This is a genomic window from Sphingomonas sp. SL1004 (assembly GCF_057815015.1).
Genome location: NZ_JBYMUX010000001.1, coordinates 2,595,069 through 2,621,029, shown reverse-complemented (window position 1 = coordinate 2,621,029; position 25,961 = coordinate 2,595,069). Strand labels below are relative to the sequence as shown.

Annotated in this window: 19 protein-coding genes; 12 read left to right on the top strand and 7 right to left on the bottom strand. The window is 65.6% G+C overall.

All coding sequences use genetic code 11. The features are described from left to right. Positions 1-5: 5 nt before the first annotated feature. The 5 genes from AC3D24_RS11760 to AC3D24_RS11740 form a co-directional block, all read right to left on the bottom strand. Positions 6-2,222 (bottom strand): GumC family protein, encoded by a 2,217-nt coding sequence (locus AC3D24_RS11760; protein WP_489030834.1) that lies wholly within the window; start codon positions 2,220-2,222, stop codon positions 6-8. Between the two features lie 23 nt (positions 2,223-2,245). After that, on the bottom strand, positions 2,246-2,947 hold the full coding sequence (locus AC3D24_RS11755; RefSeq protein ID WP_489030832.1) for a polysaccharide biosynthesis/export family protein: 702 nt from the start codon (positions 2,945-2,947) through the stop codon (positions 2,246-2,248). A gap of 136 nt (positions 2,948-3,083) precedes the next feature. After that, on the bottom strand, positions 3,084-5,672 hold the full coding sequence (locus AC3D24_RS11750; RefSeq protein ID WP_489030830.1) for an O-antigen ligase family protein: 2,589 nt from the start codon (positions 5,670-5,672) through the stop codon (positions 3,084-3,086). Positions 5,673-6,039: 367 nt separating this feature from the next. Beyond that, positions 6,040-6,312: a hypothetical protein gene (locus AC3D24_RS11745; protein ID WP_489030828.1), complete on the bottom strand. Its 273-nt coding sequence runs from the start codon at positions 6,310-6,312 to the stop codon at positions 6,040-6,042. Positions 6,313-6,378: 66 nt separating this feature from the next. Then, positions 6,379-7,176: a metallophosphoesterase family protein gene (locus AC3D24_RS11740; protein WP_489030826.1), complete on the bottom strand. Its 798-nt coding sequence runs from the start codon at positions 7,174-7,176 to the stop codon at positions 6,379-6,381. A gap of 345 nt (positions 7,177-7,521) precedes the next feature. Between AC3D24_RS11740 and AC3D24_RS11735 the strand changes: the two genes are divergently transcribed. The 6 genes from AC3D24_RS11735 (at position 7,522) to AC3D24_RS11710 (ending at position 14,450) form a co-directional block, all read left to right on the top strand. Next, positions 7,522-8,019, top strand: coding sequence for a hypothetical protein (locus AC3D24_RS11735; protein ID WP_489030825.1), 498 nt, complete (start codon positions 7,522-7,524; stop codon positions 8,017-8,019). Then, positions 8,016-8,558 (top strand): glycosyltransferase, encoded by a 543-nt coding sequence (locus AC3D24_RS11730; protein WP_489030823.1) that lies wholly within the window; start codon positions 8,016-8,018, stop codon positions 8,556-8,558. Before AC3D24_RS11735 ends, AC3D24_RS11730 begins: the two co-directional genes overlap by 4 nt. Positions 8,559-8,651: 93 nt before the next feature. Beyond that, positions 8,652-9,227: a polysaccharide biosynthesis/export family protein gene (locus tag AC3D24_RS11725; RefSeq protein WP_489030821.1), complete on the top strand. Its 576-nt coding sequence runs from the start codon at positions 8,652-8,654 to the stop codon at positions 9,225-9,227. A gap of 61 nt (positions 9,228-9,288) precedes the next feature. Next, a complete protein-coding gene (locus AC3D24_RS11720) occupies positions 9,289-10,650 on the top strand; it encodes an outer membrane beta-barrel protein (RefSeq protein ID WP_489030819.1) in 1,362 nt (453 codons plus the stop codon). Between the two features lie 64 nt (positions 10,651-10,714). Beyond that, positions 10,715-12,835: a GumC family protein gene (locus tag AC3D24_RS11715; protein ID WP_489030817.1), complete on the top strand. Its 2,121-nt coding sequence runs from the start codon at positions 10,715-10,717 to the stop codon at positions 12,833-12,835. A 169-nt stretch (positions 12,836-13,004) separates the two neighbouring features. Next, positions 13,005-14,450, top strand: coding sequence for an O-antigen ligase family protein (locus AC3D24_RS11710; RefSeq protein WP_489030815.1), 1,446 nt, complete (start codon positions 13,005-13,007; stop codon positions 14,448-14,450). Here the strand turns inward: AC3D24_RS11710 and AC3D24_RS11705 are convergent. After that, a complete protein-coding gene (locus tag AC3D24_RS11705; protein ID WP_489030813.1) occupies positions 14,425-16,347 on the bottom strand; it encodes an acyltransferase family protein in 1,923 nt (640 codons plus the stop codon). The genes AC3D24_RS11710 and AC3D24_RS11705 overlap by 26 nt on opposite strands. 77 nt (positions 16,348-16,424) lie before the next feature. Between AC3D24_RS11705 and AC3D24_RS11700 the strand changes: the two genes are divergently transcribed. Genes AC3D24_RS11700 through AC3D24_RS11675 form a run of 6 tightly spaced genes read left to right on the top strand, consistent with a single transcriptional unit; the run spans position 16,425 to position 23,520 of the window. After that, the gene (locus tag AC3D24_RS11700; RefSeq protein WP_489030811.1) at positions 16,425-17,612 is read left to right on the top strand and encodes a glycosyltransferase family 4 protein; all 1,188 of its coding nucleotides are present in this window, start codon (positions 16,425-16,427) and stop codon (positions 17,610-17,612) included. Then, on the top strand, positions 17,609-18,610 hold the full coding sequence (locus AC3D24_RS11695; RefSeq protein WP_489030809.1) for a glycosyltransferase family 2 protein: 1,002 nt from the start codon (positions 17,609-17,611) through the stop codon (positions 18,608-18,610). The genes AC3D24_RS11700 and AC3D24_RS11695 overlap by 4 nt, the downstream gene beginning before the upstream one ends. Continuing rightward, positions 18,607-19,938, top strand: coding sequence for an oligosaccharide flippase family protein (locus tag AC3D24_RS11690; protein WP_489030807.1), 1,332 nt, complete (start codon positions 18,607-18,609; stop codon positions 19,936-19,938). The genes AC3D24_RS11695 and AC3D24_RS11690 overlap by 4 nt, the downstream gene beginning before the upstream one ends. Next, positions 19,935-21,101 (top strand): glycosyltransferase family 4 protein, encoded by a 1,167-nt coding sequence (locus AC3D24_RS11685; protein ID WP_489030805.1) that lies wholly within the window; start codon positions 19,935-19,937, stop codon positions 21,099-21,101. Before AC3D24_RS11690 ends, AC3D24_RS11685 begins: the two co-directional genes overlap by 4 nt. Then, complete coding sequence (locus AC3D24_RS11680; RefSeq protein ID WP_489030803.1) at positions 21,098-22,210, top strand: glycosyltransferase family 4 protein; 1,113 nt, start codon at positions 21,098-21,100, stop codon at positions 22,208-22,210. The genes AC3D24_RS11685 and AC3D24_RS11680 overlap by 4 nt, the downstream gene beginning before the upstream one ends. Beyond that, a complete protein-coding gene (locus AC3D24_RS11675; protein ID WP_489030801.1) occupies positions 22,207-23,520 on the top strand; it encodes a hypothetical protein in 1,314 nt (437 codons plus the stop codon). The genes AC3D24_RS11680 and AC3D24_RS11675 overlap by 4 nt, the downstream gene beginning before the upstream one ends. On the opposite strand, the gene AC3D24_RS11670 is transcribed toward AC3D24_RS11675, so the two are convergent. Then, positions 23,464-25,851: a WD40/YVTN/BNR-like repeat-containing protein gene (locus tag AC3D24_RS11670; protein WP_489030799.1), complete on the bottom strand. Its 2,388-nt coding sequence runs from the start codon at positions 25,849-25,851 to the stop codon at positions 23,464-23,466. The two genes, AC3D24_RS11675 and AC3D24_RS11670, sit on opposite strands and share 57 nt — an antisense overlap. Positions 25,852-25,961: the final 110 nt, after the last annotated feature.

Genomic DNA, 25,961 nt, shown 5'->3' with positions numbered 1-25,961 from the left:
CGGTCTTACTTGGAGGTTTCGTCGTAGCGGTAACGATAGTAATCGTACGACTGCCCGTAGCCCGCCTTCTTGGCGTTATACTTGGTCACCACGCAGCCGATGACGTTGCCGCCCGCGCGCATCAGGCGCGATACGGCGTTACGTGCGTGGCCGAAGCGCGCACCCGATGCCTCCGCGACGAAGATTGTCGCCTGAACCGCGGCGGTGAGCTGTGCCGCGTCGGCCAGGGCCAGGACCGGTGGTCCATCGACGATCACGACGTCGTAATCGGACTCCAGCGCGATAAGCAGATCCTGCATCGCCGATCCTGCGAACAGCGTCGCGGGGTCCGGCGGCAGGCGGCCGCTGGGCAGGAAGTTCAGTCCGGCCGCACCGGTCGAGATGATCGCCGCGCTGCGTTCGGTCATCCGCGCGAGTACCGATGACAGGCCGATCTCGGGCAGCGACAGCCCCAGCGCGCGGTGCAGCGACGGCCGCCGCAGATCCGCATCGATCAGCAGGACGCGACGCCCCAGCCCAGCGAAGTCGCGCGCGAGTGCGAACGACGTCGTCGACTTGCCTTCCGACTTGCTGCTGCCGGTCACCAGGATCGAGCGTGGGGGACCCTGGTTCGAGGACAGCTCGATCGAGGTGCGGATCGCGTGATACGCCTCGGCGATCTCGGACTTCGGATCGTCGAGTGCTTCGGCTGGCACCACCCCCTTGCTGTCGGGCACGACGCCCAACAGCGGGATGCGCAGCTTTTCCTCGACGTCCTGCGGGTCGCGGATCGAGTCGTCGAGATACTCGCGACCGAACGCGTAGAGCATCGCAAGGACCGTCCCCAGCACCAGCGCGAGCGCGATGTTGAGCAGCGGGCGCGGTGAGGTCGGGCGGCGCGGCTGTTCTGCGGTGTCGACGCTGGACACGTTGTTCGACGTGATACCCGCCTCCGCACTGACTTCCTTGTACCGCTGCAACAGGCTCTCATAGAGCTGGCGGTTGGTATCCACCTCGCGCCGCAGGATGTTGTAGCGCACGCTGCGTCCCTGTTCGGCGAGCGTCGCACCCTGCAGCGAGACGACCTGTCGGGCGAGCGCGCTGTGCTGGCGCTCGGCGGTCAGATACTGGTTCTGGATCGACCGGCGGGTTTCCTCTGCGAGCTGGCGGATCTGCTGCTCGAGCGTGTTGATCTCGGCAATCGCTTGGATCACGACCGGATGATCGGGCTTCAGCCGGCGCCGGACTTCGCTCAGGCTGGCGATGTCCTCGGCGCGCTTCTGGCTCAGCCGCTGGATCGCCTCGTTGGCCTGGACCTCGGGGAGCGACATGATCGGCGTACGACGTGCCTGTTCCCAGCGCTCGCGCGTCCGCAACCGGTTCGCCTCCGCGGTCGCCGAGTCGGCGTTGATCTGGACGAGGTTCGACGTGACGAGCGAACGCGGCGCATTGTCGCTTTCCGCCTGGCGTGCGCCGGCACTGGCGTCGATCAGACGTGCCGCCCGCGCATAGGCGATCAGGTCGCGCTCGGAGCCTTCGAGTCGCGTCTTGGCCAGCCCCAGCTGGTTCTGCAGGAATCGCCGCGAATAGGACGATGCCGAGAACTTGCGCTGGATGTTCCCCTCGATGAAGTTCGTCGCGTAGCTGTTGGCGATCTCGGCCGCGAGCGCCGGGTCGCGGCTGACAAAGATGATGTGCACCACGCGCGAATTGCGCCGCAGATTGACCGTCAGGTTGTTCTGCAACACGTCGACCACCAGGTCGGCACGGCTTGCCTGACCGGGCTTGAACTCGATCTGGCTGGCGCCCGTCATCCGCTTCAGGAAGTCGTCGTTCGCCGCCAGCCCCAGGCTTTCGGACACGCGTCGCGCGATCCCGCGGCTGGTGAGCACGTCGACCTGCGTCTGGAGAAACCGGTCGGCATCGCTGCCCGCGACCTGCGGCTCGCTATCCTCGGTGCCGAGCACCTTGGCGACCTGCTGGTCGATCTGGATGCTCGATTGCGCGGTATATTTGCGCGGCATCAGCAATGCCGAGGCGATCCCCAGCAACAGTGCGACACCGATGATCGCGATCATCATGTAGCGATTGCGGAAGACCGTCGACCACAGCGCGCGCAGGTCGATCGCCGGCTGGGCGTCCTCCTCCATCAGCGCCGGATCCTCGCGGTCGGGGAAAGGCGTTCCGGCACTGCGCCGGTCGTTCGGCGTAAGAGCACCGAGAGAGGCGTCGATGCTCCCCATGGATCAGTTCGCTTCCTGTTTGCTTAGAATTGCGCGAAGACGCCGACGCCGGCCAGCAGCGGCGCGGCGCGCAGGATGTCGTGCCATGCCGACTTGCTGGCGGAGTGGCCGACGATGATCGTGTCGCGCGGTTCGATCGCGGGATCGGCAACGTCGCCGCGGCGGATCTGTTTCAGATCGAACACCGCGCCCATCCGCTTGCCCTCGATATACCGGATCACGATCACCTCGCGCAGCGCGGCATCCTCGCTTTCGCCCTTGGCGAGCGCAATCGTGTCGAGCAGCGTCGTCGGGCCGGAGATCGGGTAGATTCCGGGTTCCTTGACGTCGCCCTGCACGGTGACGCGCTGCGCGACCGAGCTGGCCACCGTTACGGTGACCTGCGGATTGACGTAGAATCGCTCGGCCAGCTTGGCCGCCAGAATGTCGGCGAGCTGGGTGCTCGTCTTGCCCGCCGCGCTGACGCGACCGATCAGCGGCATCGAGATGATCCCGGCGGCATCGACGACGACGCCGCTGCTCGAGATATCGGGTTCCTGATAGACCGCGATATTGACCGTATCGAGCGCGCCGATCCGATAATCCTGTGCGCGAGGTTCTCCCGCGGGCGCCGGAATGGTTTCATAGGCGCGTTCGCCTGTATGAAGGTTCGGGCCAATATTGTCATCGGCGCACGCGCCAAGCATAGCGCCCAGCGCGACCACGCTGAATAAGGTCGCTCGCATCTTTTGATCTTGCCCCTTCCGACCCATGTCCACTCGCATTACCTAGCGTGCCCGGTCAAGCCTGAACGGCGGTTGTCGAACAAGTTGCTGCAGACTGCAGAGGGCTCTGGCGATCCTTGCAGAACTCCGCAAAGCGTCATGCCGGTGTCGCCTGTATCGCGTCGATCCAGAAGCTGCCGGTCTGCCCCCCCCGTTCGCGCAGGTCGATGCCAAGCAGTTGCGCCGGGCACCTCGCGTCGATCGCGACGATACTCCGTACCAGCCGCCAGTTGCCCGCCTGCGGACCGTCCAGCGAGACGCGGCCGATCGGCGTTGACGGATCGTGACCCAGGCAGGACAGGGTCAGCGCGGCGGGGACGTCGGCGCCGCGTACCATCGCCGACAACCGCCAGCGTCCCGGCGGCAGCTTGACGATCTGCGCCAGTGCCGTGCCGTTCGCCAGCCCGTCGGTTACGATCTGCACCGCGTGTCGGCTGTTGCCCGCCCCGCGATCGGTCGGGATGACGCGCACGCCGGGCAAACTGGGCACACCCCAGGCATAGGGCACGCGGCCGGTCGGCAATTGCGCGGGCACCGCTTCGAAATCGCCGTCCGCGATCTGGCCGCGCCCGCCGCTTCCCAGCCACACCAAACGCGCGCCGGCAATGTCGCCGCGGTCGGCCAGCCGCCAGCGGAGCAACAGCGTTTCGTCGGGCGTGGCAGGGACGCCGGCCGCGCGCAGCCTGGCCAGGAAATCGAGCGTGCGGGGCAGCGAACCGGCAGCGTCGTCGGCAATCGCGTTGAAGAACCCCTGTCGCCAGTGCGGACGATCGGCGAGGCGAACGACGATCGCCTCGACGCCGCCCGGCACGCGATAGGTCGCGCGCATCTGCCCCATCAACGCGTCCGACAGTTGCGCGCGGCGCAACAGCGCATCGATGCGTTCCGAAGCGACCGCGGCGCTGCCGACTTCGAGCGCCCGTTCCGCCAGCCACAATTGCATCAGTGTATCGCGCCACCCGAGCGCCGCCCCTGCCTGCAGCAGAAGGCTGCCGCGATCCGGCGCGCCAAGTGCAAGATCGGCATAGCCGTGCGCACGGACTGCGGCCGCGTCGATCGGAACGATCGACAGCGCGCGGGCGGCGGCGGTGCGGGCGTCGCCCGGCCGGCCGGCAAGCTGTTCGTTGTCCGCTAGTGCGGACCACGCGGTGCTGGACCATGGTGCGACCGTCGTTGCCGCCGCCGCCTGCTTGTGCAGCACCAGGAACCGACCGACCGCATCGCCGCTGGCGATGACGCCGATGACGAGCGCGATCCCTCCGACGAGCCAGATCCGCGGTCGCCCGGGCGTTCCCGACGACGCGGAAGAGGACACCGCGGCGGACCTCGACTGGCCGACTGCGGCGATCAGGCCCAGCGACGCGCCAAGCAGACCTGCAATCCCCGGCATGCGGAGCGGATAGTCGACCAGCGAGAACAGCAGGATCAGGCCGATCGCCGCCCCAGATGCGACGAGCGTTGCGCGCTCTTGTCGATCGTTGCCCGTCTTCCACCCCGATACCAGCGCGGTGATCACTGCCAACACGCCGAGCGCGATCAGGATGGCAGCCGGCACGCCCCCTTCGAGGATCAGTTCGAGATAATCGTTATGGACGTGATTGACGCCGAGCGGCGACACCTGCCCGAGCGGCTCGACCGCACGATAGACTCGCTCGAAGCTGCCGAATCCGGTGCCGAACGGGACGGTCTCGCGAATGGCGTAGAGCGAGTTCTCCCAATATTGATAGCGCAGTTCCTCGGCGACGGTCGCGAAGCGCGAAAACACCCGCTGCATCAGATCGGTCCGCGACAGCAGGAATCCGCCCAGTAGGTACAGCGCGGCGGCGCCGATCAGCGGACGGCCCGATCGCCTGACGCCGACGACCAGCGCGAGAGCCACGATCAGGGCCAGCGGCAACAGCAGCAAGGCGGTCCGCGAACTGGTCGCCAGGATGCCGAGCGCGAGGAACGCGATCGTCCCCAGCGTCGCAACCCGGCGTGCGGGACCGCTTCCCAGCACACCGGGCACCGCGGCGACGACGATCGCCACCAGCAGCAGCGTCGCCTGATGGTTGCGATTGACGAAGAAGCCGACTCCGAATCCGCGATGCGCGGTATCGTAGAGCATCGGTGCGCTGCTGCTCCCCGCCGCAACCTGAAGCGCCCCCAGCACGGTGCCGACGATCGCGCCGCCGACGATCAGGCGCAGGAGCGTGATGCAGTCCTTCGGCGATAGCGATGCCACCGTGACCATCGCGGCGACCGGCACCAGCAACGACAGCAGGGCAACGAGCGTCCCGTCGGGCGTCAGGCTAAACGCATGCCACCGCGCGCTCCAGCCGAGCAGCGTGTAGATCTTCACGGCGGTCTCGCGGCTCGGCAGCGCATGCCACCAGGCCGGCGGCAGCGGCACGAGCTGCAGCACCAGCAACCCGGCCGCGAGACCGAACAGGAGCAGGAACCGGTATAGCGCAGGCGTGGCGGTAGCCTGCGTCGTCAAGGATCCAACTGGCGTCGCGCGTGCGGACCGGACGATCAGGACAAGCGCGAGGACCTGCGCGGCGAGCTCGACAAGAGGATAGCTCGAACCGGCCCCGCCGCCGAACAGCAGGACGACCAGAAACAACAATGCCGGGGTCTGCGCATAGCTGCCACAGAACTTGCTTGCGCTACGCTTGCTACGACGGCGAACGGCAACTCGGCTCATGATACGCGCCTGATACGGGATAGTGGGTGATCCGGGGTAGGGGACGACACGGGGGTAGGGGAGGCACTAGGTCTTTTCTGAGGTCTGCGTTCATCCGGCATGCTCGGCAATCGGCAAATCCAAGGTTCGGTGTCGTGCCAACTGGCTTCGGTCCGCTAACCGACAAACGAATATTCCGGGATGCTGCGGGAAATGTCGCGGAATTGTGCCGCTATCGACCGGGTTCAGCATCCGCGACGAGTACGAGACCGTCGTCTTGCCGCACCGCGCCGCCCAAGGCCGTTGTACAAAAAAAGCGGGGCGCTCGATGTCGAGCGTCCCGCTTTGATGTCTGCAAACCAGAAGGCCGCAAGTGGCCTGTGGTCGATCAGTTAGGGCTGGAATCGTCGTCCCCGCCGCTCGCGACGACGGCGACCACGGCAACCAGTGCCACGACGCCGAGCAGCGGCAGAAGGAAGGGCGCGCCAGCGATATTGCTCTTGCGACCAGCCGAGGTGCCGATGCGGGTTGGCATCGCTGCGCCCTGAACCGACTTCACGCTGTCGAAGCTGACGGCCTGGGGCCGCGCCGGTGCTGCGATCGCTGCGCCCGTGATGGCCTGGCTGGCGATCACCGCGCCAAGTAGAATTTTCTTGATCATCTGCAATCACCCTTTGCAACGACGTATTACGCCTTTGGGGCCACTACGCACGCCGGCAAGCTCCAGTCAAGTTGAAGTGGTGGATTGTAAGGGTTTCCCCAGAGTTTCGCCAAGCGTTCGCCGATGCGGCAAGTCCTCGGCGATCGGTGGCGTAGTGAAGAGAATCTCGCGCTTTTCGCCCTCCAGATACAGCGCGCTAAGCATGCCGGAGCGATAGGCGCCGGTATCGATGCAGATCCTGTTCGACCGGATGTCGGTCTCCGGCGCGATGCTGTGACCATGCACGATGATCGCACCGTGATCCCGCTCGTCGTCCAGAAAGTCCTCGCGAATCCACAGCATGTCGGTGCGGGTTTGGCGGTCGAGAGACACGCCAGGGCGGATGCCGGCATGGACGAAGTAATAGTCGCCCGACTGCACGCTCAACGGTAGACGACGAAGCCAGGCGAGCCATTCACGGGGGATCGCGGCGCGGGCGCGCTGCAGATGGGCGCGTGCATCCTCGTCGCGGCGGAGCGGTTCGATCCCTAGGCTCTTGAGCGTCTGCTTGCCGCCGACGGCAAGCCAGCCACGCAGTGCATCCATATCGCCGTCCAGCGCCTGCAGCATGACGTCTTCATGATTGCCGAGCAGGACGATGACGTGGTCGGTCTTCTGCTGAAGGTCGTACAGCATCGCCAGAACCTGGGCACTTTGTGGGCCGCGATCGATCAGGTCGCCAATGAAAATGACGTATAGCGAACGGGTTGGAGGTAGCGCGCGGGAGTGTTCTTCGATCTTGTCGAGCAGCTGTCGAAGTAAATCGAAGCGTCCGTGAATGTCGCCGATGGCATATATACGCTCGCCCGAATCGGTACTTGGCAACGCAACATCTCCGGTATAGCGTTCCGGATAGCCACCGGTAAGCGTGGCGCTCTAGCTTGAACAGGCCAGTGCAATCAATTGATAGATATATGATTGTGCAGACGTATGGCCGCAGACTAATGAGTGCTCGTTAGAGATTGCGTGTTACGGAATTTGCCGCGTCGATCGGTGTGTTTCCTGTGCTGTCGATCCCTATCGATCGGTCATCTGAACTGACCTATAATTGGCGACGAAGATAAGGGGCGCGACGCATTGGCTGAGGTTGGATCAGCATCGGCCTTTGCCACGCCTGAACGGCTTTTTGCGAAGCGCGTCGACAGTCCGCATTTCGATGGCATGGTAGACATGGGGTCAGAGAATACCCGGCATTCCGTGGTCGGCAGGGAGCATACGCCGCTGCGCGTCCTGCTCGTGGCGTCGGCTGGCGGGCACTGGACCGAGCTGTACCGGCTCAGGAGCGCGTTTATCGGCGCGGACTGCCAGTTCGTCAGCACCGCCAAGGGCTTGGTCGCGCCGCTCGGCGACCGCGACGTGTTCGAGGTTGCCGATACCGCGCGTGATACGATCCGGACGCTTGCCCCGACAACGGCGAGCCTGGTGCGGATCTTTCGCAGGTTCGATCCCGATCTCGTGGTGTCGACTGGCGCGGCGCCGGGCGCGCTTGCGCTGTTTCTCGCCAAGCTGTTCGGCGCGCGGACGATCTGGATCGACAGTATCGCGAACAGCGAGGGGCTGTCGCTTTCGGGGCGGCTGGTGCGGCCGGTCGCGGACGTTCGGATCACGCAGTGGCAGCACCTTGCCGAAGGCAATCGGTCGTTGCGGTATCTCGGTCAGATCTTGTGATTCTCCTGTCCGTCGGCACGCAGTTGCCGTTCGATCGCCTGATTTGCGCCGTCGACCGCTGGGCGCAGGACCGCGGCCGCACCGATGTCGTCGCGCAGGTAGGTCCGACCCGCTACCGCCCGGCCGCGATGCGGAGCTTCGCCCACCTCGCCTATGACGAATTCCGGGTCTTGCAGGCCGAGTGCTCGGTCATGGTCTGCCATGCAGGCATGGGCTCGATCATAACCGCGATGGAGTTTGGCAAGCCGATCATCGTGATGGCGCGGGATCACCGCCTCGGCGAACATCGCAACGGCCATCAGTTCGCGACCTTGCGCGAATTTGGCGATCATCCCGGTGTGTATCCCGCTGAAACCGAGGGCGAACTTGTCGCGTTGCTTGATCGCGCCGATGAACTGACCGCGTATTCTACGCTTGGTACAAGTGCCTCGCCCGGGTTCGTCGATCAGCTTGCCGCGATCGTAAACCTGCCGATCAAGCGACCGATGATATGTCGTATCCGGCGTTTTTTCTTTGGAAGCGGCGTAAAGAACAACTAATCGAGACGATCTATCGCACCGCAACAAATTGGCTTGATGCTCTATTAGTTGCGTGATAGCCGATCAATACATGTATGAGTGCTGGGGGTTCGAGTGAGGCAAAAAGCGGCTTTTGTGTTAATTGCCGCCATCGCGCTTGCGGGCTGCTCGAAATCAGGCCCGCCGCCCATTTCGAGCGGCGAGCGCTATGTTACCGGTCAAGGGAGCGATGACGTCTACCGGCTCGGTGCCGGCGACAAGATTCGCGTACTCGTTTACAATGAACCGCAACTTGGCGGTGATTTTTCCGTCAGCAGCGATGGCGAGATGTCTCTACCGCTGATCGGCAACGTCCAAGTCGGCGGCAAGACGATCGAGCGCGTATCGCAGGAAGTGCAGGCGCGTCTTGCCGATGGCTATCTGCGCGATCCTCGCGTCAGCATGGAAGTGCAGACCTATCGTCCGTTTTTTATCCTGGGTGAGGTGAAGTCGCCTGGCCAGTATCCATATCTCAGTGGTCTAACCGCGATGAACGCGATTGCGACGGCACAGGGCTACACGCCGCGTGCCGGCAAGAAGACGGTCCGTATTCGTCGGTTCGGCGAGCAGTATGAGCAGGAATACGTCCTGACGCCCGATCTGCGTATTCTGCCGGGTGACACCATTCGCCTGACCGAACGGTTCTTCTGATATTGTGGGCCCGGTTCGGGTGGCTCGAGCAAAGCGTCATGGCCTGTTGTCGACTTGTGCGGTGCCGTCTGCCGAAGCGATGACCGGGCGAAACGGCTTTGTCGCAACGTTGAGCGTGTCGAGGCGTGCCGTTGCGGCGCTTGGGGTCGGTGGCGCATTACTGTCGGCGCCTGGGCTAGCCACGGCGCAGACGAGCAGCCTGTTGCTTCCCCCCGCGACGACCAGCGGCGACGCCTATGATCGCGGTCACAACGTCAGCGTCACGGAGCGCGCGCATCCCGAATATGACGCGTTGGGCGTGCGTCTGGGCAGCTTCATCGTGAACCCCCAGATTGCGACATCGCTCGGCTACAGCAGCAATGTCTTCAATGACAATTCCAACAAGCGTTCGGACGTCTACGCGTCCTTCGAACCGTATGTGACCGTCGCGTCGGACTGGTCCGTCCACCAGCTGCGTCTTACGGGTGCTGGCGATATTCGCCGTTTCGCCAATCAGACGCTGCGCAACCAGGACGCCTGGAACGTCCAGGGCAGCGGTCGTATCGACGTGACGAGCGATTTCACCGTGCGGATCGATGGGCAGGTCGACAAGACATACGAGTCGCCGTTCTCGGCGGATGTCGTGGCAAACCTGACGGTTCCTTCACGCTTTCTTCGGACGGTCATCGCCGCTCGGGGCACGTATGATGCCGGTCGCTCACGACTGATCGGCTCGCTGGATCGTACATCATACGATTTCAGTTCCGTACAGTTCGCCGATGGCAGCATTCGCGATCAAACCTATCGAGACCGCGTGACGTATAACGGGTCCGGTACCTACGAGCTTGGCTTCACGCCTAGTCTTTCGCTGTACACGCGGCTCGAGGCGGACCGAAACAGCTACGCGGCAGCCGTGTCGTTCGGTGCGCCGAACCGCGATTCGAATGGCTACCGGGCTGTGTTCGGCTCGAATTTCGACATTGCGGGTGTCGCACGCGGCACGGTCGGTATCGGCTATAGTTATCGTAAGTTCGACGCGAGTTCGACCTATCGGACGGCGAGCGGCTTGTCGGTCGAAGCACGCGCGGACTGGTTTCCGAGCGAGCTTACGACCGTCGGCGTCCTTCTGCAGCGCCGATTGATCGACGTCGACCTGTCTAACGCCGGAACGTCGTGGGAGAATCGGATTCGGACCACGCTCGACCATGAGTTGCTGTACAATCTGATCGTCACGATCGGTGCGGAGGTCGGCAGGCGCGACTATACGGAACGATCGGTTTCCACGAACATCTATCGCGCCGAACTCGGCGGGCGCTACCAAGTCACACGCTGGTTGGGGTTCGACGCAAACATTGGGTACGGATCCAGCCAGCCAAGTGGCAACGGTCTCGGCAACCCTTTTGACGAGTTGCGTGGCCGTCTCTCAATCCGTATCAGACGATGAGAACGACACATGCTTCAAATACAGAGCAACGGCCTTTTCGCCAGATACTTAGGACAATTCTGACATGAAGGTCGTGAACGCGGCAGAGGCCGAAACCCGATTGAGCGACGTGATCCGCACGGTACGCGATGTCATACATCGGCGTATCCTGATCCTGGTCGCCATCACCGCAGCGGTCGCCGCGATTGGCATCGTGCTGACGTTGCGGATCACGCCTGTCTATCAGGGCGTGACGCGGATCCAGATCGATCCCAGCCGCAATCCGCTGGCGCGCACCGCGAGCGAGGCACAGGCACAGCTCGCCAGCGAAGCCATCGAGACCGAGGTCTCGGTCATCCGCTCGATCGACCTGTCCCGTATCGTCGTCAAGCGGCTCAACCTGCTGAACGATCCCGAATTCGGTGGCGGCCCGACGCCGGAAGGCCAGCCGGCGCTGGCGCCCGCCGCGAAGCTCGATGTCGTGGCCCGGTCGGTCAACAGTCACCTCGATGTCGCGCGCGACCGCCTGACGTACATCATGGCGATCCGCTTCAATTCGGAGTCGTCGGAAAAGGCGGCGAAAATCGCGAATGCGTTTGCGGCTGCGTATCTTGATACGAAGGTCGGCAACAAGATCGGCACCGCCGAGCGCCAGACGGCTTGGTACCAGAAGCGCATGGACGAGCTGGCGGGCGAGATCCGCGCCGCCGACGAACGCGTCGCGCAGTACCAGGCGCAGGCGGGTATCGTGCGCGGCGCCTCGAACCAGGTCGGGACGATCGTCGACCAGCAGGTCGCGCCGCTCTCCGTGCAACTTGCCAGCGCGGAGTCGTTCGCCGCAGAGGCACGCTCGAAGGAACAGTCCGCACGTCAGCAGGTCCGTCGCGGTACCTTGGACAATATCTCCGACGTTCGCGAATCCGCGACCGTGCAGGATCTGCGGAGCAAGCGTGCGATGCTGTCGCAGACGCTCGAAGACGTTCGCGGCCGGTACGGCGAGAAGCATCCCGATTTCATCAAGGTTCGCGATCAGGTCGCTGGCCTGGATGCCGAGCTGAACAAGGAAATGGGCCGCGTCGTGCGCTCGCTCGATGCCGATGCCGGTGCAGCCGATGCCCGCGCCGCAAGCCTGCGCAGTTCGATGACGCAGCTCGAGCAGAAGCAGGCGAACAACGCGCGGGCCTCGGTCATCGCGGCAAGCCTGCAGCGCGATGCCGACGGCAAGCACGACGCGTATGAGAAGATCTCGCAGATGGCGCTCGAATCGCGCCAGGCTGCGCAGAACTCGATCGCGCAGGCGCAGATCATCGACAATGCCGAGCCGTCTCAGGCGCCGAGCTGGCCGAACCGTCCGTTGCTGTTCCTGCTGTCGATCATCGCAGGGCTCGGCGTGGGTATCGCGGTCATCGTGACGCAGGAAATGCTGGTCACGGGCATGCGCAGCATCGATGAGGTCGAGCGTGAACTGGGCGTGCCGTTGATCGCGGCGGTCCCGAACATCCGCCAGGATCACCCGGCCGACATCGTCGTGGACAAGCCGACCTCGCAATATGCCGAGGCGTTGCGCAACGCCCGAGCGTCGCTGCTCGGCGTCCGCGGACAAGCGCGTCCGAAGATCATCGCGCTGACGTCTGCATTGCCGAGCGAGGGCAAGACGACGACCGCGCTGGCCTTGGCGCGCGTCATGGCGATGAACGGCGACCGGACGATCATCGTCGACGCCGACGTCCGCCGCGCGCAGCTCCGCATGATCACACCGACCAAGGCGGACGGCGTCGGCCTGGTCGAGCTACTCCACGGCGACGTGACGCTCGACGAAGCCATCGAGTTCAGCGGCCTGGAAAACCTCGATCAGATCATCATCCACAAGCCGTATTTCTCGTCCGAGAACCTGTTCGGCAACGATCTGATGCCGAAGATCCTCGAGCAGCTGTCGGAGCGCTACGACACGATCATCCTCGATCTGCCGCCGCTCGTCGGTCTGGCGGACGGGCGCTTCCTCGCCGCGCTCGCCGATGCGGTCGCGCTGGTCATCCGCTGGAACAAGACGCCGAAGCATGCCGTGACGTCGGCGGCATCGTGGCTCAACTCCGACGGCGCGAACCTGGTCGGCACGATCTACACGATGGTCGATACGAGCTCGCAGAGCGTCGGGTCGTATTATTATTATTCCAAGCAATATTCCGAATATTACCAGGAAGCCTGAGCGTTCGGCGGCCCCTTGGGTCGCCGTTCGAAACCGGACGATGGCGCTGTACCGAAACGGACGGGATGCACCGGGTCTGCCGCCGCTGGACGCGTATCGCAGCGACCGGTAGAATACCGGCATCGTTCGGCTTATCGACGTCCGCCACGTTCGCGAAAAGAGTTCCGCCATGGTTTCAGGTCCCGATAGCGTGAACCGAGGTGCCAAGGACGGATCCTATTCGGCCGGCAACTGGCTGAGCGAACTTGCCCCGAACAAGGCGGGGCAGGTCAATCCGGCCAGGTTCGTGTCGGTCGACCGGCAGACCCCGCTGCGGATCGCGATCATCGCACTGATCGCGCTGGTCATGCTGGGACCGCTGATGACGATCGTCGAGGGCGGAACGGCGGGCGAAGGCAGTATCGACCGCCAGATCGGCTACCTGCTGATCTTCGGCCTCACCATCTACGCGATCCGGCCCACCGCCACGCCCAGCTCGCTCGTGGCGTTCACATGGCCGATCCTGCTGACCTTCGCATGGTGCTGGCTCAGTCTTACCTGGGCGATCGATCCGGGCGTCGCGGTTCGCCGTGTGTTTCTCACCACGCTGGTCGGGTGGATGGTGTTCGCACTGGTGCGGCATGCCGGCTATCAGCTCAGCGCGGACATCCTTCGGTATGCGCTCCTCGTCTCCGTTCTGATCTCGTATCTGTTCGTCGCACTCGATCCGGCGATCGGCATGCATCTCTATTCCGAACCCGGGATATCGACTGCACTGATCGGCAACTGGCGTGGCTTCCTGGGGCACAAGAATTTCGCCGGTGCGGTGTGCGCGCTGTGCATCATCATGTTCCTGTTCGATGCGAAGCGGGTCCGTCCCGCGATCCGCATCGTCGCGATCGTCGTGGCCGGGTATTTCCTGTTCCGGTCGCAATCCAAGACCTCCGGCGGAATGCTCGTGCTGGCGGCGCTTGGCGGGATGATCTTCGAGCTCGTCAGCTTGCGGTTGCGGCGTTACCTCATCCCGATCCTGACGATCGGCGGTTCGGTCGTCTGGTTCCTGACGAGCGCCTATGGCGACATGGTCCAGTCGAATTTCCTGAACCCGAAAGCGTTCACCGGACGCGGTCAGATCTGGTCGACGCTGCTGAGTTATGCAGCGGATCACCCCTTGCTGGGCGCCGGCTTCGGATCGTTCTGGAACATCCAGAAGATGAGCCCGGTGTTCGAATACGGGCATGGCTATGTTACGATCATCTTCGTCGGCCATTCGGGATATATCGATCAGCTCGTCACGGTGGGCATACCGGGCGTGCTGATGATGATCTTCGCGATGGCGGTCTGGCCACTAACCAAATTGTTGATCAGCCAACAAATTCCAAAAGGTCAGGGAGCGCTGATATCGGCGATGCTGATGTTCTGCATAGGTCACAACATTACCGAAAGCGGCCTGTTCGAGCGCGACGGCATCGTCAGCACGATGTTCTTCTTCGCCGTTGCCTTTGCGCAGTATTGCACGCTGGGGGACAAGCCCGGGCGCGCCTCCAAACAGGACGCGGATGACATGATGCGCGAACTGCGGCGACGTAAGCGCAGTAAGCACAGGCCGGTTATGACCGCCGGCGGCGCCGGCTGACCGGATACCGGGCGAGGATCGCAGCCAGTGCAGCGCGCGCGCCGGCCGGCGTGAAGTGCGAGTGGTCGAAGTGTAGCGGCGTGCCATCCGCGGTCGTCAGCCGGCATTGCGCGCGCACGCATTCCGTATCGATCGCAGACGCATAGTCTGCACCCGCCGCGCGTACCGGACCCGCCATCGCGCGATCGAAAGCGATCCGATCGGCGAGACGGTAGCGGTCAGCGAGCCGTGGATCATGCTCGCGCGCCGCCCGCACGATCAGCGCAGGCAGTTCCGCATCATATTCGACCGACGGCCCGATCACGAGCACCGTCGTACCGCGCGCCCGGAGGTAGCGGATCGTCTCCAGCAACGCGGGTTGTTCGAAGTCTAGCCAGCGGGCGGAGAGTATAACGGTGTCTATGCGGGTGAAGTCGAGGGTGGTGAACGCCAGGTCCATCGTCGCGCGGCAGCCGGAGAAGCCTTTGCCGTGGAGCAGGGGGCGGCATCCGGCGGCGGTGGCCTGGACGATATTGGCCTGGGGCAGCAGCTCGCGCAGCGCCTGCGAGAAATGCGCGCCGTGGCTGTCGCCGAACAGGGCCACGTTCGGACGCGTCGCCGACAGGCGCAGGCACTCGGGCGAGAACGGGCGGCCGGTCGGCAGGGCGAAGCAGCGATCGGTGGAGAATTGGCGCTTGCCCGCGGCCGTCGTGTCCCAACCGAGATAGCTGGCTGCCAGCGCGAGGCGGGGCGGGAGCGGGCGGATCGTGTCGGCGTTCGCCGCGATCACCAGCCCTGCGAGCGCCATCGCCGCGAGCGAACCAACAGCAATCCCGTGCGGCATCAGTCCCGATCCAGTCCGCCAGCGCCGGCTGGTCGGCCGCTCGATCAGCGCATAGCTCGCCCACGCCGCACTCAGCGTGAGCGTGAGCAGCAACACGGTCTCGAATGCGGACGGCGTCGATCCGTGACGCGTTTGGTAGAACGCGATGATCGGCCGGTGCCATAGATAGGCGGGGTAGGAGATCAGCCCGATCCAGCGCAGCGGCCTGGCGCCGAGCAGTCGAGCCGATGGGCCATCGCGGCCATAGGCGATCAGCACCGCCGCGGCGACTGCGGGTGGCAGTGCGAACGGAACTGGGAACGGCCAGCCACCGCTGATCGCGACGCAGCAGGCGGCGATGACGGCGATCGCGGACAGGCACAGGCAGTTTCGCATCCACCGCCGCGCGATCGTCGGCACCGCGCCTAGCGCGACCAGTGCGCCGAGCGACAATTCCCAGATCCGCGCGGGCAGCAGGAAGAACCCCGCCGACGGCTGATACAGAGCCAGCCATCCGCCGATCGCGAAGGATGCGAGCGCGAGCCCCCCTAAGATCCAGGCAAGCCGATGCCGTGAGATACCGCGCAACGACCATAACAGCAGCGGATAGAGCAGGTAGAACTGCTCCTCCACCGCCAGCGACCAGGTATGCACCAGCGGCTTGGCATCCGACGCCGCCGCAAAATAATCCGACGTCAGGTAGAAATAGACGTTCGACCCGAACACGCTGGTCGCCGCGGCACTGCGCCCGAGATCGCGCAACTGGTTCGGCAACAGCAGCACGCAGCCGAGCGCGAGCGTCACCGTCATCATCGTCAGCAAGGCGGGCAAGATGCGGACGATCCGGTGCCGATAGAAGCGCGCGATCGAGAAGCGATCTTCGGCGATGTCGCGCACCATGATCGCGGTGATCAGAAAGCCCGAGATCACGAAGAAGATGTCGACCCCGACGAACCCACCGCGCAACCGCGTGACTCCGCAATGCAGCAGCAGGATGGGCAGGATCGCCAGTGCGCGGAGTCCGTCGATGTCGGGACGGTAGTGTAACGCTGGCCGTTCACCCGATGCCGTTTGTATGGCCGCACGTGTTGGCAATTCCGTTTCCCCAACATTGCTGGCCCCGCTCGACCGGCGGTCTATAGACTAGTGTCACAGGCTGCTAGGGGATGAGCGTGACCGACCCGCAGCCCATCGACTCCGCGCACCGCTTGCGCGTCATGCATGTGATTACCCATCTCGACATGGGGGGGGCGGAGACGGTTGCGCTGGGGCTGATCGACGCGTTGCGCGCGGAGGTCGCGTTCTCGCTGTTCGCCGTCCTGCGCCAAGCCGTGCCGAGCGCGATCGGGCGCGATATGGCCGAGCGGTTGGCACGTTGGGGCGTCCCTTGCAGCTTCGGCGTCGGCGGGCGTTTTAAGTCTGGCGGCGTCATCCTCGCGGCACGGTCGCTAGCTCGCGCCGTCGCCGAACAGCGCCCCGACGTTATCCACGTCCACACCGAAATCCCCGAAATGACGCTGGCCGTCGCCTCCGTGCTGTCGCGGCGCGTCCGGCGCACGCCGCTGCTGCGCACCGTGCACAATAGCGAGCTGTGGATCGCCTGGGGTGGGCTGGGGCGCTGGGTCACGCAGCGCCTTGCGCACGGCGAGGCGATGGCGGTCTCACGGCACGCCGCCGAAGCGGATGCTGCCATCGCGACCCGCACGCCGCGCCCGCGTCCGGCAATACTCTACAACGGAGTCGTCGCGCCGCCCCGCGTCCCCGCCGAACGCGGCGCAGGCCCGGTACGCCTGCTGTTCGCAGGGCGACTGGTCCATCAAAAGGGCGCCGATCTGCTGCCCGCCATCCTCGCGGCCGCCTATGCACGAACGACCCGACGCGACGTCTCGGTCGTAATCGCGGGGGCCGGCGTCCTGCGGGATGCCGTGGAGCGCGATCTTGCGGGGCAGGTCCCGGGCTGGGATGTCCGGATGACCGAGCCGATCAAGCGCCTGTCGGACCGGTTCGCCGAGCACGACGTCGTGCTCGTACCATCCCGGTTCGAAGGCTTCGGACTGCTGCCGGTCGAAGTGCTGCTCGCCGGTCTGCCCGTCGTGACGACCAATGCGCCCGGCCTCGATGAGGTGATCCCCGTCGATTACCCGTTCAAGGCCGACCCCGAGGATGTCGCGGCACTGGGCGCACAGCTGGCGAGCATCATCGACGATCCGGACGGCGCGCGCGCGACGGTCGCGCCTTATGGTGAGGAACTCGCGCGGCGCTTCAGTCCACAGAGCATGGCATCCGCCTATCTGGCGCGCTATCGCGCTCTGGGGTCTGCGCCCGATGGACGGGGCGGCCGGCGGGGCGGGGAACGATGACGGTCGCGATCGGGATCAAGGCGCTGAACGAGGCCGCGCATATCGACGCGGCGATCGTGAGCGCGCGTGCGGCGCTGGCCGGCGTCGGCGGCGGGGCGATCGTGCTCGCCGACAGCGGCTCGACCGACGACACGATCGCGCGCGCGCAGGGTCATGAGGGCGTCCGTATCGTCCAGCTCGCCGACCCGGCGCAGCGATCCTGCGGCACCGGCGCGCAGCTCGCCTTCCAGTCGGCGGAAGCGTCGGGGGCACAGTATTTCTACCTCCTCGATGGCGACATGGTGCTCGATCCCGGATTTCTGGAAGCGGGCGTAGCGTTTCTCGAAGCCAATCTGCGCCACGCCGCGGTCGGCGGCGGCGTGCGTGAGGTCAACACCGACAGCATCGAGTTCGAACTGCGCGCGCGCAACGATCGGGTGAAGGGGAGCTCGCTGGCCGGCGACGTCGACCGGCTCGATTGCGGCGGTCTCTACCGCGTCGCGGCAGTGCGCTCGGTCGGGTATTTTGCCGATCGCAATCTCCACGCCTTCGAGGAGTTCGAACTGGGCGCGCGGTTGCGCAGCGGCGGCTGGCAGCTGGCGCGGATCGACGTCCCCGCGGTCGAGCATCACGGCCATGCGGTCGGCGGCTACCGGCTGATGTGGCGACGGTTGCACAGCGGCTATGCCGGCGGCCCCGGCGAAGTGGTGCGCGCGGCGTGGGGACGCCCCCATTGGAAGCAGATCGTCCGCGGGTTCGCGCAATTGCGGTACAGCGTCATCGTCTATGGCTGGTGGCTGGCGCTGCTGGTCGCGCTGATCGCGGGGCAGGGGCTCGCGCTGCTCGCGATCCTGCTGATCCCGCTCGGCTTCCTGACGATGCGCCGCCGCAGCCTGCGCGTCGGGCTGTATTCGCTGGCGACGTGGAACATGATCGCGATCGGCATGCTCCAGGGTCTCGTCCGGCCACGCCGCCCGACCGACGGACCCGTCCCGGCCAACGACCTGTCCAGGGCGTGAGCGGCGGATATCTCGGCAAGTTCGTCTGGACCGCGGGCACGTTCGTCCTGTCTGCGGGGCTGAAGTTCGGCCTGAACATCGTCCTGGCCTATCTGCTCGCGCCCGAGATCCTCGGCGTGATGGTGGTGGTCAACGCGATCCGCCTCGGCGTCGAGCTGCTGACCGACGTCGGCATCGAACAGAACATCATCCACCACCGCGACGGGCTCGACCGCAATTTCCGCGACACCGCCTGGACGCTGCAATTGCTGCGCGGTGCATTGCTGAGCGCTGCGTTCCTGATCGCCGCGCCGTTCCTTGCTGCAGCTTACGGCATCGACGTCCGCATCTTCCTGGTCGCGGCGCTGTCGCCGGTGATCGGCGGCGCGCATTCGACCGCGATCTTCGCGCTCGTGAAGCAGATGGAGGTTCGTCGCCGCAACCTGTTCGAGCTTGGTTGCGAAGTGCTCGCCTTTATCGTGCAGGTCGCGCTGGCGGCGTGGCTGCGCTCGGTATGGGCGCCGGTCATCGGCCTGGTCCTCGCGGTCGCGATCCGTTCGGCGCTGAGCTATCTGCTGCCCGATCCGGGCCAGCGGCTGCGGTTCGATCGCGACGTGGCACGCCGAATCATCCATTTCGGCAAGTGGATCGCGATCACCTCGCTCGTGATGTACGCCGCGACCAATCTCGACCGGCTGTATCTGGGGCAGGTCGCACCGCTCGCGCTGGTCGGCATCTACGGGATCGCCCGCGCCATCGCCGAGCTGCCCACCACGCTCGCGCGCCGGCTGAGCTATCAGATCATTTTCCCGGCGCTGGCCGGCGTTTCCGACAGCGATCGCGCCGGCCAGATGATCGCGATCGCCCGGTCGCGCGCGGTGTTTACGCTCGGGGTCTGCGCCGGGCTCGGGCTGGCGGCGTCGATCGCCGATACGATGATTATCGTAATCTACGATCCGCGCTACCAGCAGGCGAGCTGGATGCTGTCGGTCCTGCTGGTCGGCGCGGTGTTCGCGGTGCTGTCGAACCTCAACGAGGCGCTGCTGCTGAGCGCGGGGCGGCCGATCTATGGCAGTATCGCCAACGTCCTGCGGCTGATCACGCTGGCCGTGCTGCTGCCCTCCGGGTACGCGCTGGCAGGATTTGCCGGCGCGGTGGTGGCGGTTGCCGCGACCGAGCTGCTCCAATATTGCTATATCGCGATCGGCGTGCACCGCGTGCGGATGAACTTCTGGCGGCAGGATGCGATGGCGATCGGCGCGGCCGCGGTCGTGATCCTGATGGTGCTGGGCGCGCGGTGGCAGCTCGGGCTGGGCAGTCCGCTGGCCGGTATGGGGAGGATCGGATGACGCGCCTGCTGATCGTCCAATATGCCGGCGACTACCGCGAGGCGGACCGGTTGCGCCGCGCGTCGGGCGAAGAGATTTATTACGGCCACGGCTATGTGCTCGACCAGCTGGCGGCGCTGAAGGCGCAGCATGACGCGGTTGGCTTCCTGTGCGCGCTCGCGCCAGACTATTGGGACACGCTGGACAATGGCGTGACGGTGATCGGCGCGAATGCCAATCCCGATCGCAACCCGGCCCCGGTGTTGGCGTTGATCGAGCGGTTCGCACCGACGCACCTGATCGTGTTCGGGCCGATGCTGCCGCTGATCCGCTGGGGGCTTGAGCATCCGGTCAGGCTCGGCGTGATCATGGCGGATTCGTTCGCGAACCTTTATTATCGCTGGGTGCGTTTCCGCACGCTGCCGCGGTTGCTGAACGATCCGCGCGTGACCCTGGTGGCGAACCACGGTGCCAACGCCGCGCGAGCCCTCGTTGGGATCGGCGTTCGGCCGGACAAGGTGCTGGCCTGGGATTTCCCGCATCATCGGTCGCCCGACATGCAGCCGTGCAAGGGCGGGGCGGGGGGCTCTCCGTACACGCTGCTCTATGTCGGATCGATCAGCGGGAAGAAAGGCGTCGGCGATCTGGTTCGCGCGGTCGCGGTGCTGAAGGACCGTCTCGACGTGCGGCTCGACGTTGCGGGCGTGGGTGCGACGGACAGGTTCGCGGCGCTGGCCGAGCGGCTCGGCGTGAGCGACCGGGTGACGTTTCTCGGGCTCGTCCCCAACGGCGCGGTTCCGGCGATGATGCAGGCGGCCGACGCGGTGGTAGTGCCGAGCCGGCACAGCTTTCCCGAAGGATTGCCGCTGACGCTGTTCGAGGGCCTCGCCTCGCGCACGCCGGTGATCGCGTCGGACCATCCGATGTTCCGCGGGCATCTCGAGCATGAGCGGAGCGCCTTGCTGTTCACCGCCGCCAAGCCGCGCGCACTGGCCGACGCGATCGCGCGGTTGATGACCGATCCGGCATTGTACGCACGGCTTTCGCAAGGCTCGGCGGCGGCGTGGGCGCGGATGCAGAACCCGGTCAAATGGGGCGAGATGATCGGTCACTGGGTGCGCGACGATGCCGACGATCGGGCATGGCTGTCCGCGCATACGGTCGCCGCGCTGGATGCTGCATGACGGTCCATTTCGCGATCACGCATTCGACCGCGGGGGGGCTGCGCGAATTGTGGGATGACATCGCCGACGGCTTGGCGCTGAGGGGCCATGCGGTGAAGCGGTTCGTGCTGTATCCGCCGGCGGACCCCGCGGCGGAGGGCGTCGACATGGCGGCGTGGCACCACATCGTTGCCGCTCGACCCCGCTCGCCGCTGGCTGCGCTGCGGATGGTCGCAGCACTCGTCCGGTATCTGCGCCGCGAGCGACCGGCGGTGCTCGTCTCCTCGATGCCGGCTGCCAACGTGCTGCTGCCGATCGCGGTCACGCTCGCCCGCGTGCCGACCCACGTGTTCCTGTCGCATCACTCGCCGACCGACACGCACAACCGCGTCCTAGACCGGATCGATGGCCTGACCGGCTGTCTGCCCTGCGTGGTCGGTATCATCAGCGTGTCAGACGCGGTCGGCGCGACGCTGTCGCACAAGCCCGCTGCGTATCGCGCGAAGACGCTGACGATTCACAACGCGCTGTCCGAACGGGTCGAGCGTCTGCTCGATGCACTGCCGCGCGCGCAGACCGGCGACGGCTTCCGGATCGTCGCGCTAGGGCGGCTGTCACATCAGAAGAACTACCCCATGCTGATCCGCGCGATCGCGCACGTGCCGGATGCGGTGCTGGAGATCGTCGGCGGCGGCGAGGACGAGGCGATGTTGCGCGCGCTCGTCGCTGACCTCGACCTCGACGAGCGTGTTCTGTTCGTCGGCCTGATCCCGCGCGAGGCCGCACTCGCCAGGGCAGCGGCGGCGGACGTGTTCGTGCAGGTCAGCCGCTACGAAGGGCATAGCCTGGCGCTGATCGAAGCCGCCCGGCTCGGACTGCCGCTGATCGTGTCCGACGTCCCCGTCCAGGTCGAAGGGGTGACCGCTGCGGACGGGGTGCGGTGTGGGATCGTCGTGCCGCTCGAGGATCCGGTCGGGTTGGCGGAGGCGATCATAAGCCTTCGCGACCCCGTACGCCGCGCGCACTGGGCCGTACTCGCCACGCGCCTCGGTCGCGAAGCGTCGAACGCGCGGATGCTGGACCGCTACGAGGCCGCGCTCGACCTGAACCGCATGGTCGCGCCCGCATGACGACCCGGTCTGCATTCCGCGCACCGATTCCCGAAATCGCCTTGTGCCTGGCGGGCATCGCCGAGCGCGTCGTCTGGCTGGCCGCGCAACCCGCCCGTACCGCGATGGGCGAGGCGATGAACGTCGCCGTCGCGCTGGGGCAAGGCCGGGGGTTCGCCGGAGCCTATGGCGCGGGCCACGGTGCGACGGCGCATCTATTGCCGCTGGGGCCGGCTCTTGCAGGCGGCGTCTATCGCTGGCTCGCGCCGGGGTCGGCCGCGGCGGAAGCGATCCTGGCGGCCTGGTCGATCGGCCTGTCGATCGGCAGCTATCTCCTCCTGTTCCGCGCGTTCCGCCATCTCGGCATCGCGCGGACGCCCCGGTTGATCGCGCTCGCGCTCGGCATGCTCGCACCGGCCTATATCACCGTCGAGACGATCGATTTCCGGGTCTGGGAAGGCGGGCTGGCGACGTTCCTGTCCGCGCTGTTCCTCGGCCGCATTCTCGCCACGCACCGCGCTATCGAAGCGCAAGACCACGACACACGCCGCTTTCCCTCGACGCTCGTCGCCTGCGCCAGCTTGGTGTTCTTCGTGAACCCACCGCTCGGCGTCAGCGCATTCGCCTGCCTGCTGATCCTCGGGCTCACCAGGATGCCGCTGCGCGCGAACGTCGCCGGCGCGGCGATGGCGATAGGCTTCCTCGCAGTGGCGATCGTGCCGTGGACGATCCGCAACTATTACGCGCTGGGCGAGATCGTACCGCTGCGCAGTAACGCCGGGCTGGAACTGGCGCTCGCCAACAACCGCGAGATGGCGGAGACCACCGATCCCTCCACCGAACTGGAGCAGCGGCTGTTCGCACTCCACCCGACCGCCAACCCGCGAGCCCGGCAAGAGGTGCTCCGTATCGGCGAAGTCGCCTACGCCAATCGCCTCGGTACGCGGGCCAAGGCGTGGATCGCGGCCAATCCGGCTAGTGCCGCGCGATTATGGGGCCGGCACATCCGCCAGATGCTTCTGCCCGATCGCTGGATGACCGATCCGCGGCATTCCCTGATCGGCGGCATCCGCGCACTGTATATCCAGGCGGTCGGTCTGGCCGGGCTGCTGGGATTGGCGCTCCTGATCGTCCGGCGGCGCAGCGAAGGCGGGATCTACCCGGCCGTAATGGTGCTCCTGACGGTCCTGCTCATCGCGCCGTTCCAGCCGGTATCGCGCTACGCCTATATCCTTTATCCGTCGTTATGCTTCCTGGCCGGCGCCTTGTGGCCCTCACTCGATCGCCACCGGCGCCTCGACGGGGTAGCATTCGCGCGCGCGCCACTTTGACGGCGCAGATGACGGCTCGACGGGCTTGCAATGCGCCGGCTCGCCCCAGACCCATCCGGAGCCCTTGTAGCCGATATAGACGCGACCGAAGACGTCGGGATCGGCGCCGATCGCGGTGACCTGGTCGAGCGAGCCGGCCGGGAAATCGACGATCCGCTGCCACTCGGCGCCGTTATCGATCGATCGCCAAATACCGTAGACGCCATCGACTCGCCCCGACACGAACAGCGTCGGATAGGGGGCACCGATCGCGGCCTTGCCGATCGCGACGTCCTCGACCCGCGTCACCCGGGGCAGACTCGACCAGGTTCGTCCGCCATCGACGCTGCGGCGCAGCGCGGTATCGGAGACGTGCGCATAGGCGGCCGTGAAGAACAGATGCCCGGCATGGCCCGGTACCGATCGCAATTTGGCGCCGCCGTCGCTCGCCGGCATGATCTCGCCCTTGAACATGCGGATCCAGCTCGCGCCGCCGTCCTGCGTCCGCCAGACGCCGGCGAGCGCCTGGTTCGGGGCGTCGCCGCTATGCAAGTAATAGAAGGTCCCCGGCTCGGCCTTGTCCGCGACCAGCGTCTTGCGGACGTACCAGATTTCCTTGAACGAGCCTGGCGCGTCGCCGACCTCGCCGGGCAGGCGGACGGCGGACCATGTCCTGCCGCGATCCTTGGTATAGAAGGGCGTGCGGTTGAACGCGGGCGCCCAGACGATGTTGTCAGCATTGCCCGACGATACCGCGATCACGCCGAACGACATCCGCCAGGGTTCGGTTCGCCGCTGTCCCGCTGGCGTTGGATAGGTGTCGAACGACGACCAGTTCGCGCCTGCGTTCATGCTGTACCCGGCCTGCACCGATTGGCCGTCCTGCCAACAACAGTTCATCCGCGCGTCCGACGCGTTGGTAATGACGAAGCCGGATTCAGCGGGCGTCCAGTCGAGCGATTGCGCCGAGATGAAGCGGCCATGCGGTTTGAATTCGGTCGAATAGGCGTTGAGGTCCGGCTTGATATGGATGCCGAAATCCCAGGCGGCGAACAGCGGTGCGTGACCGGGCGGCTGCACCACGTCGTTCGTGACGAGTTCCTCGATCCCGCGCGTCCGGCTGTACCAAGCGAGCGTCTGCCGACCCGGCGCAAGATCGGCCTGGAAAACGCCCGATCCTGCCGCCGCCCAGAGACGGTTTGGCACGACCGGGTCGAAGCGGATATCGGCGATCGAGAAATAGCCGGACTCGCCATGCCCCAGCCAGGGCGGGTCCTTCGGTCCTGCGGAAGCGGTATGCGCGAGGCGGGTCCAATGCCGCCCGGAATCGATCGACTGATACCCGTCACCCGACAGATCGAGGACGACAAGCTGATCGCTTCCCGGATTGGCGGCGGCGACGCCGTAGTCGCTGGCCGGTAGCGAAGTCTCGCGAACGAGGTCGTGCCAGGCGCCGGCGCGGAACGCCCAGACGGTCCTGGTCTCGTCATCGGCCCCGAGGAACGTTCCGTGGCGGTCGAACGCTCCACGTCGGATATGCTTGGGGCCGACAGCGCTGCCAACCGGCCTGAACAGCGCTGTCGGCGCGTCGGCTGCGAACAGGCCTTGCCCGGGGACGAAGGCGAACACATTGCCGGTCTTGCCGAACCAGAGCAGTGTGCCGGACGCTCCACCGTCCGCTTCGATGCCGGTCGGCAGCGAGGCGACACGCGTCCAGCTGGCACCGGCATCGATCGATCGCCAGACGCCGTCGTTGGGCGTGCCGAGCAGGACGACGTCGGGCCTGCCGGGTTGGACCGCCATATACGGCCCCTGCAACCGGTATTTCCCGTTAGCGTCCCAGCGGAACGGGAACGGCTTGCCGGTTTGTGGAAGCTGCCAGGATACGCCTTGGTCGTCGGATCGATAGACCCGACCCTTCACCGCCATGTAGAGGCGCTTGCCATTCGAGGGCGCGACGACGATCTCGTACACGCCCTCGGCGATACCATCCTGCACGCGGTCCGCGTCCGGCATGCTCGTCGCCGTCACCAGCTGGCGCCAGCGATCGCCTGCCATGTCCCATATATACGCGCCGTACACGTCGGTCCGTACCACGAAGCTGGCACCCGCGGCGTCGGTCGACGATCCGGTGACGAACCCACCGCCGCCGATCGCCACCGCGCGCCACTGATAGGCCTCATGCGCAACCGGCCGCCCGTCTTTCGACAAGGCAGGCGGCGCGGACGGCGCGGCATCTGGTCGCGGCGCGCAACACATCACGCCCGTCGCCATCAGCACGATTGCCTTGAGAAAAGAGTGACGGCCGTCACGCGGTGCAGGCTTGATGACGTCGAGTGCAGCTGCATCCATCCCGCGCCCTTATCATCGGATCAAAACCCGGACGATCGAAAAGGTGGCCAACAAAGTGGCGACGCGGTTCAAGGGTCCTCGTGAATCCGGTCTCCGGTTAGAACTTTTGC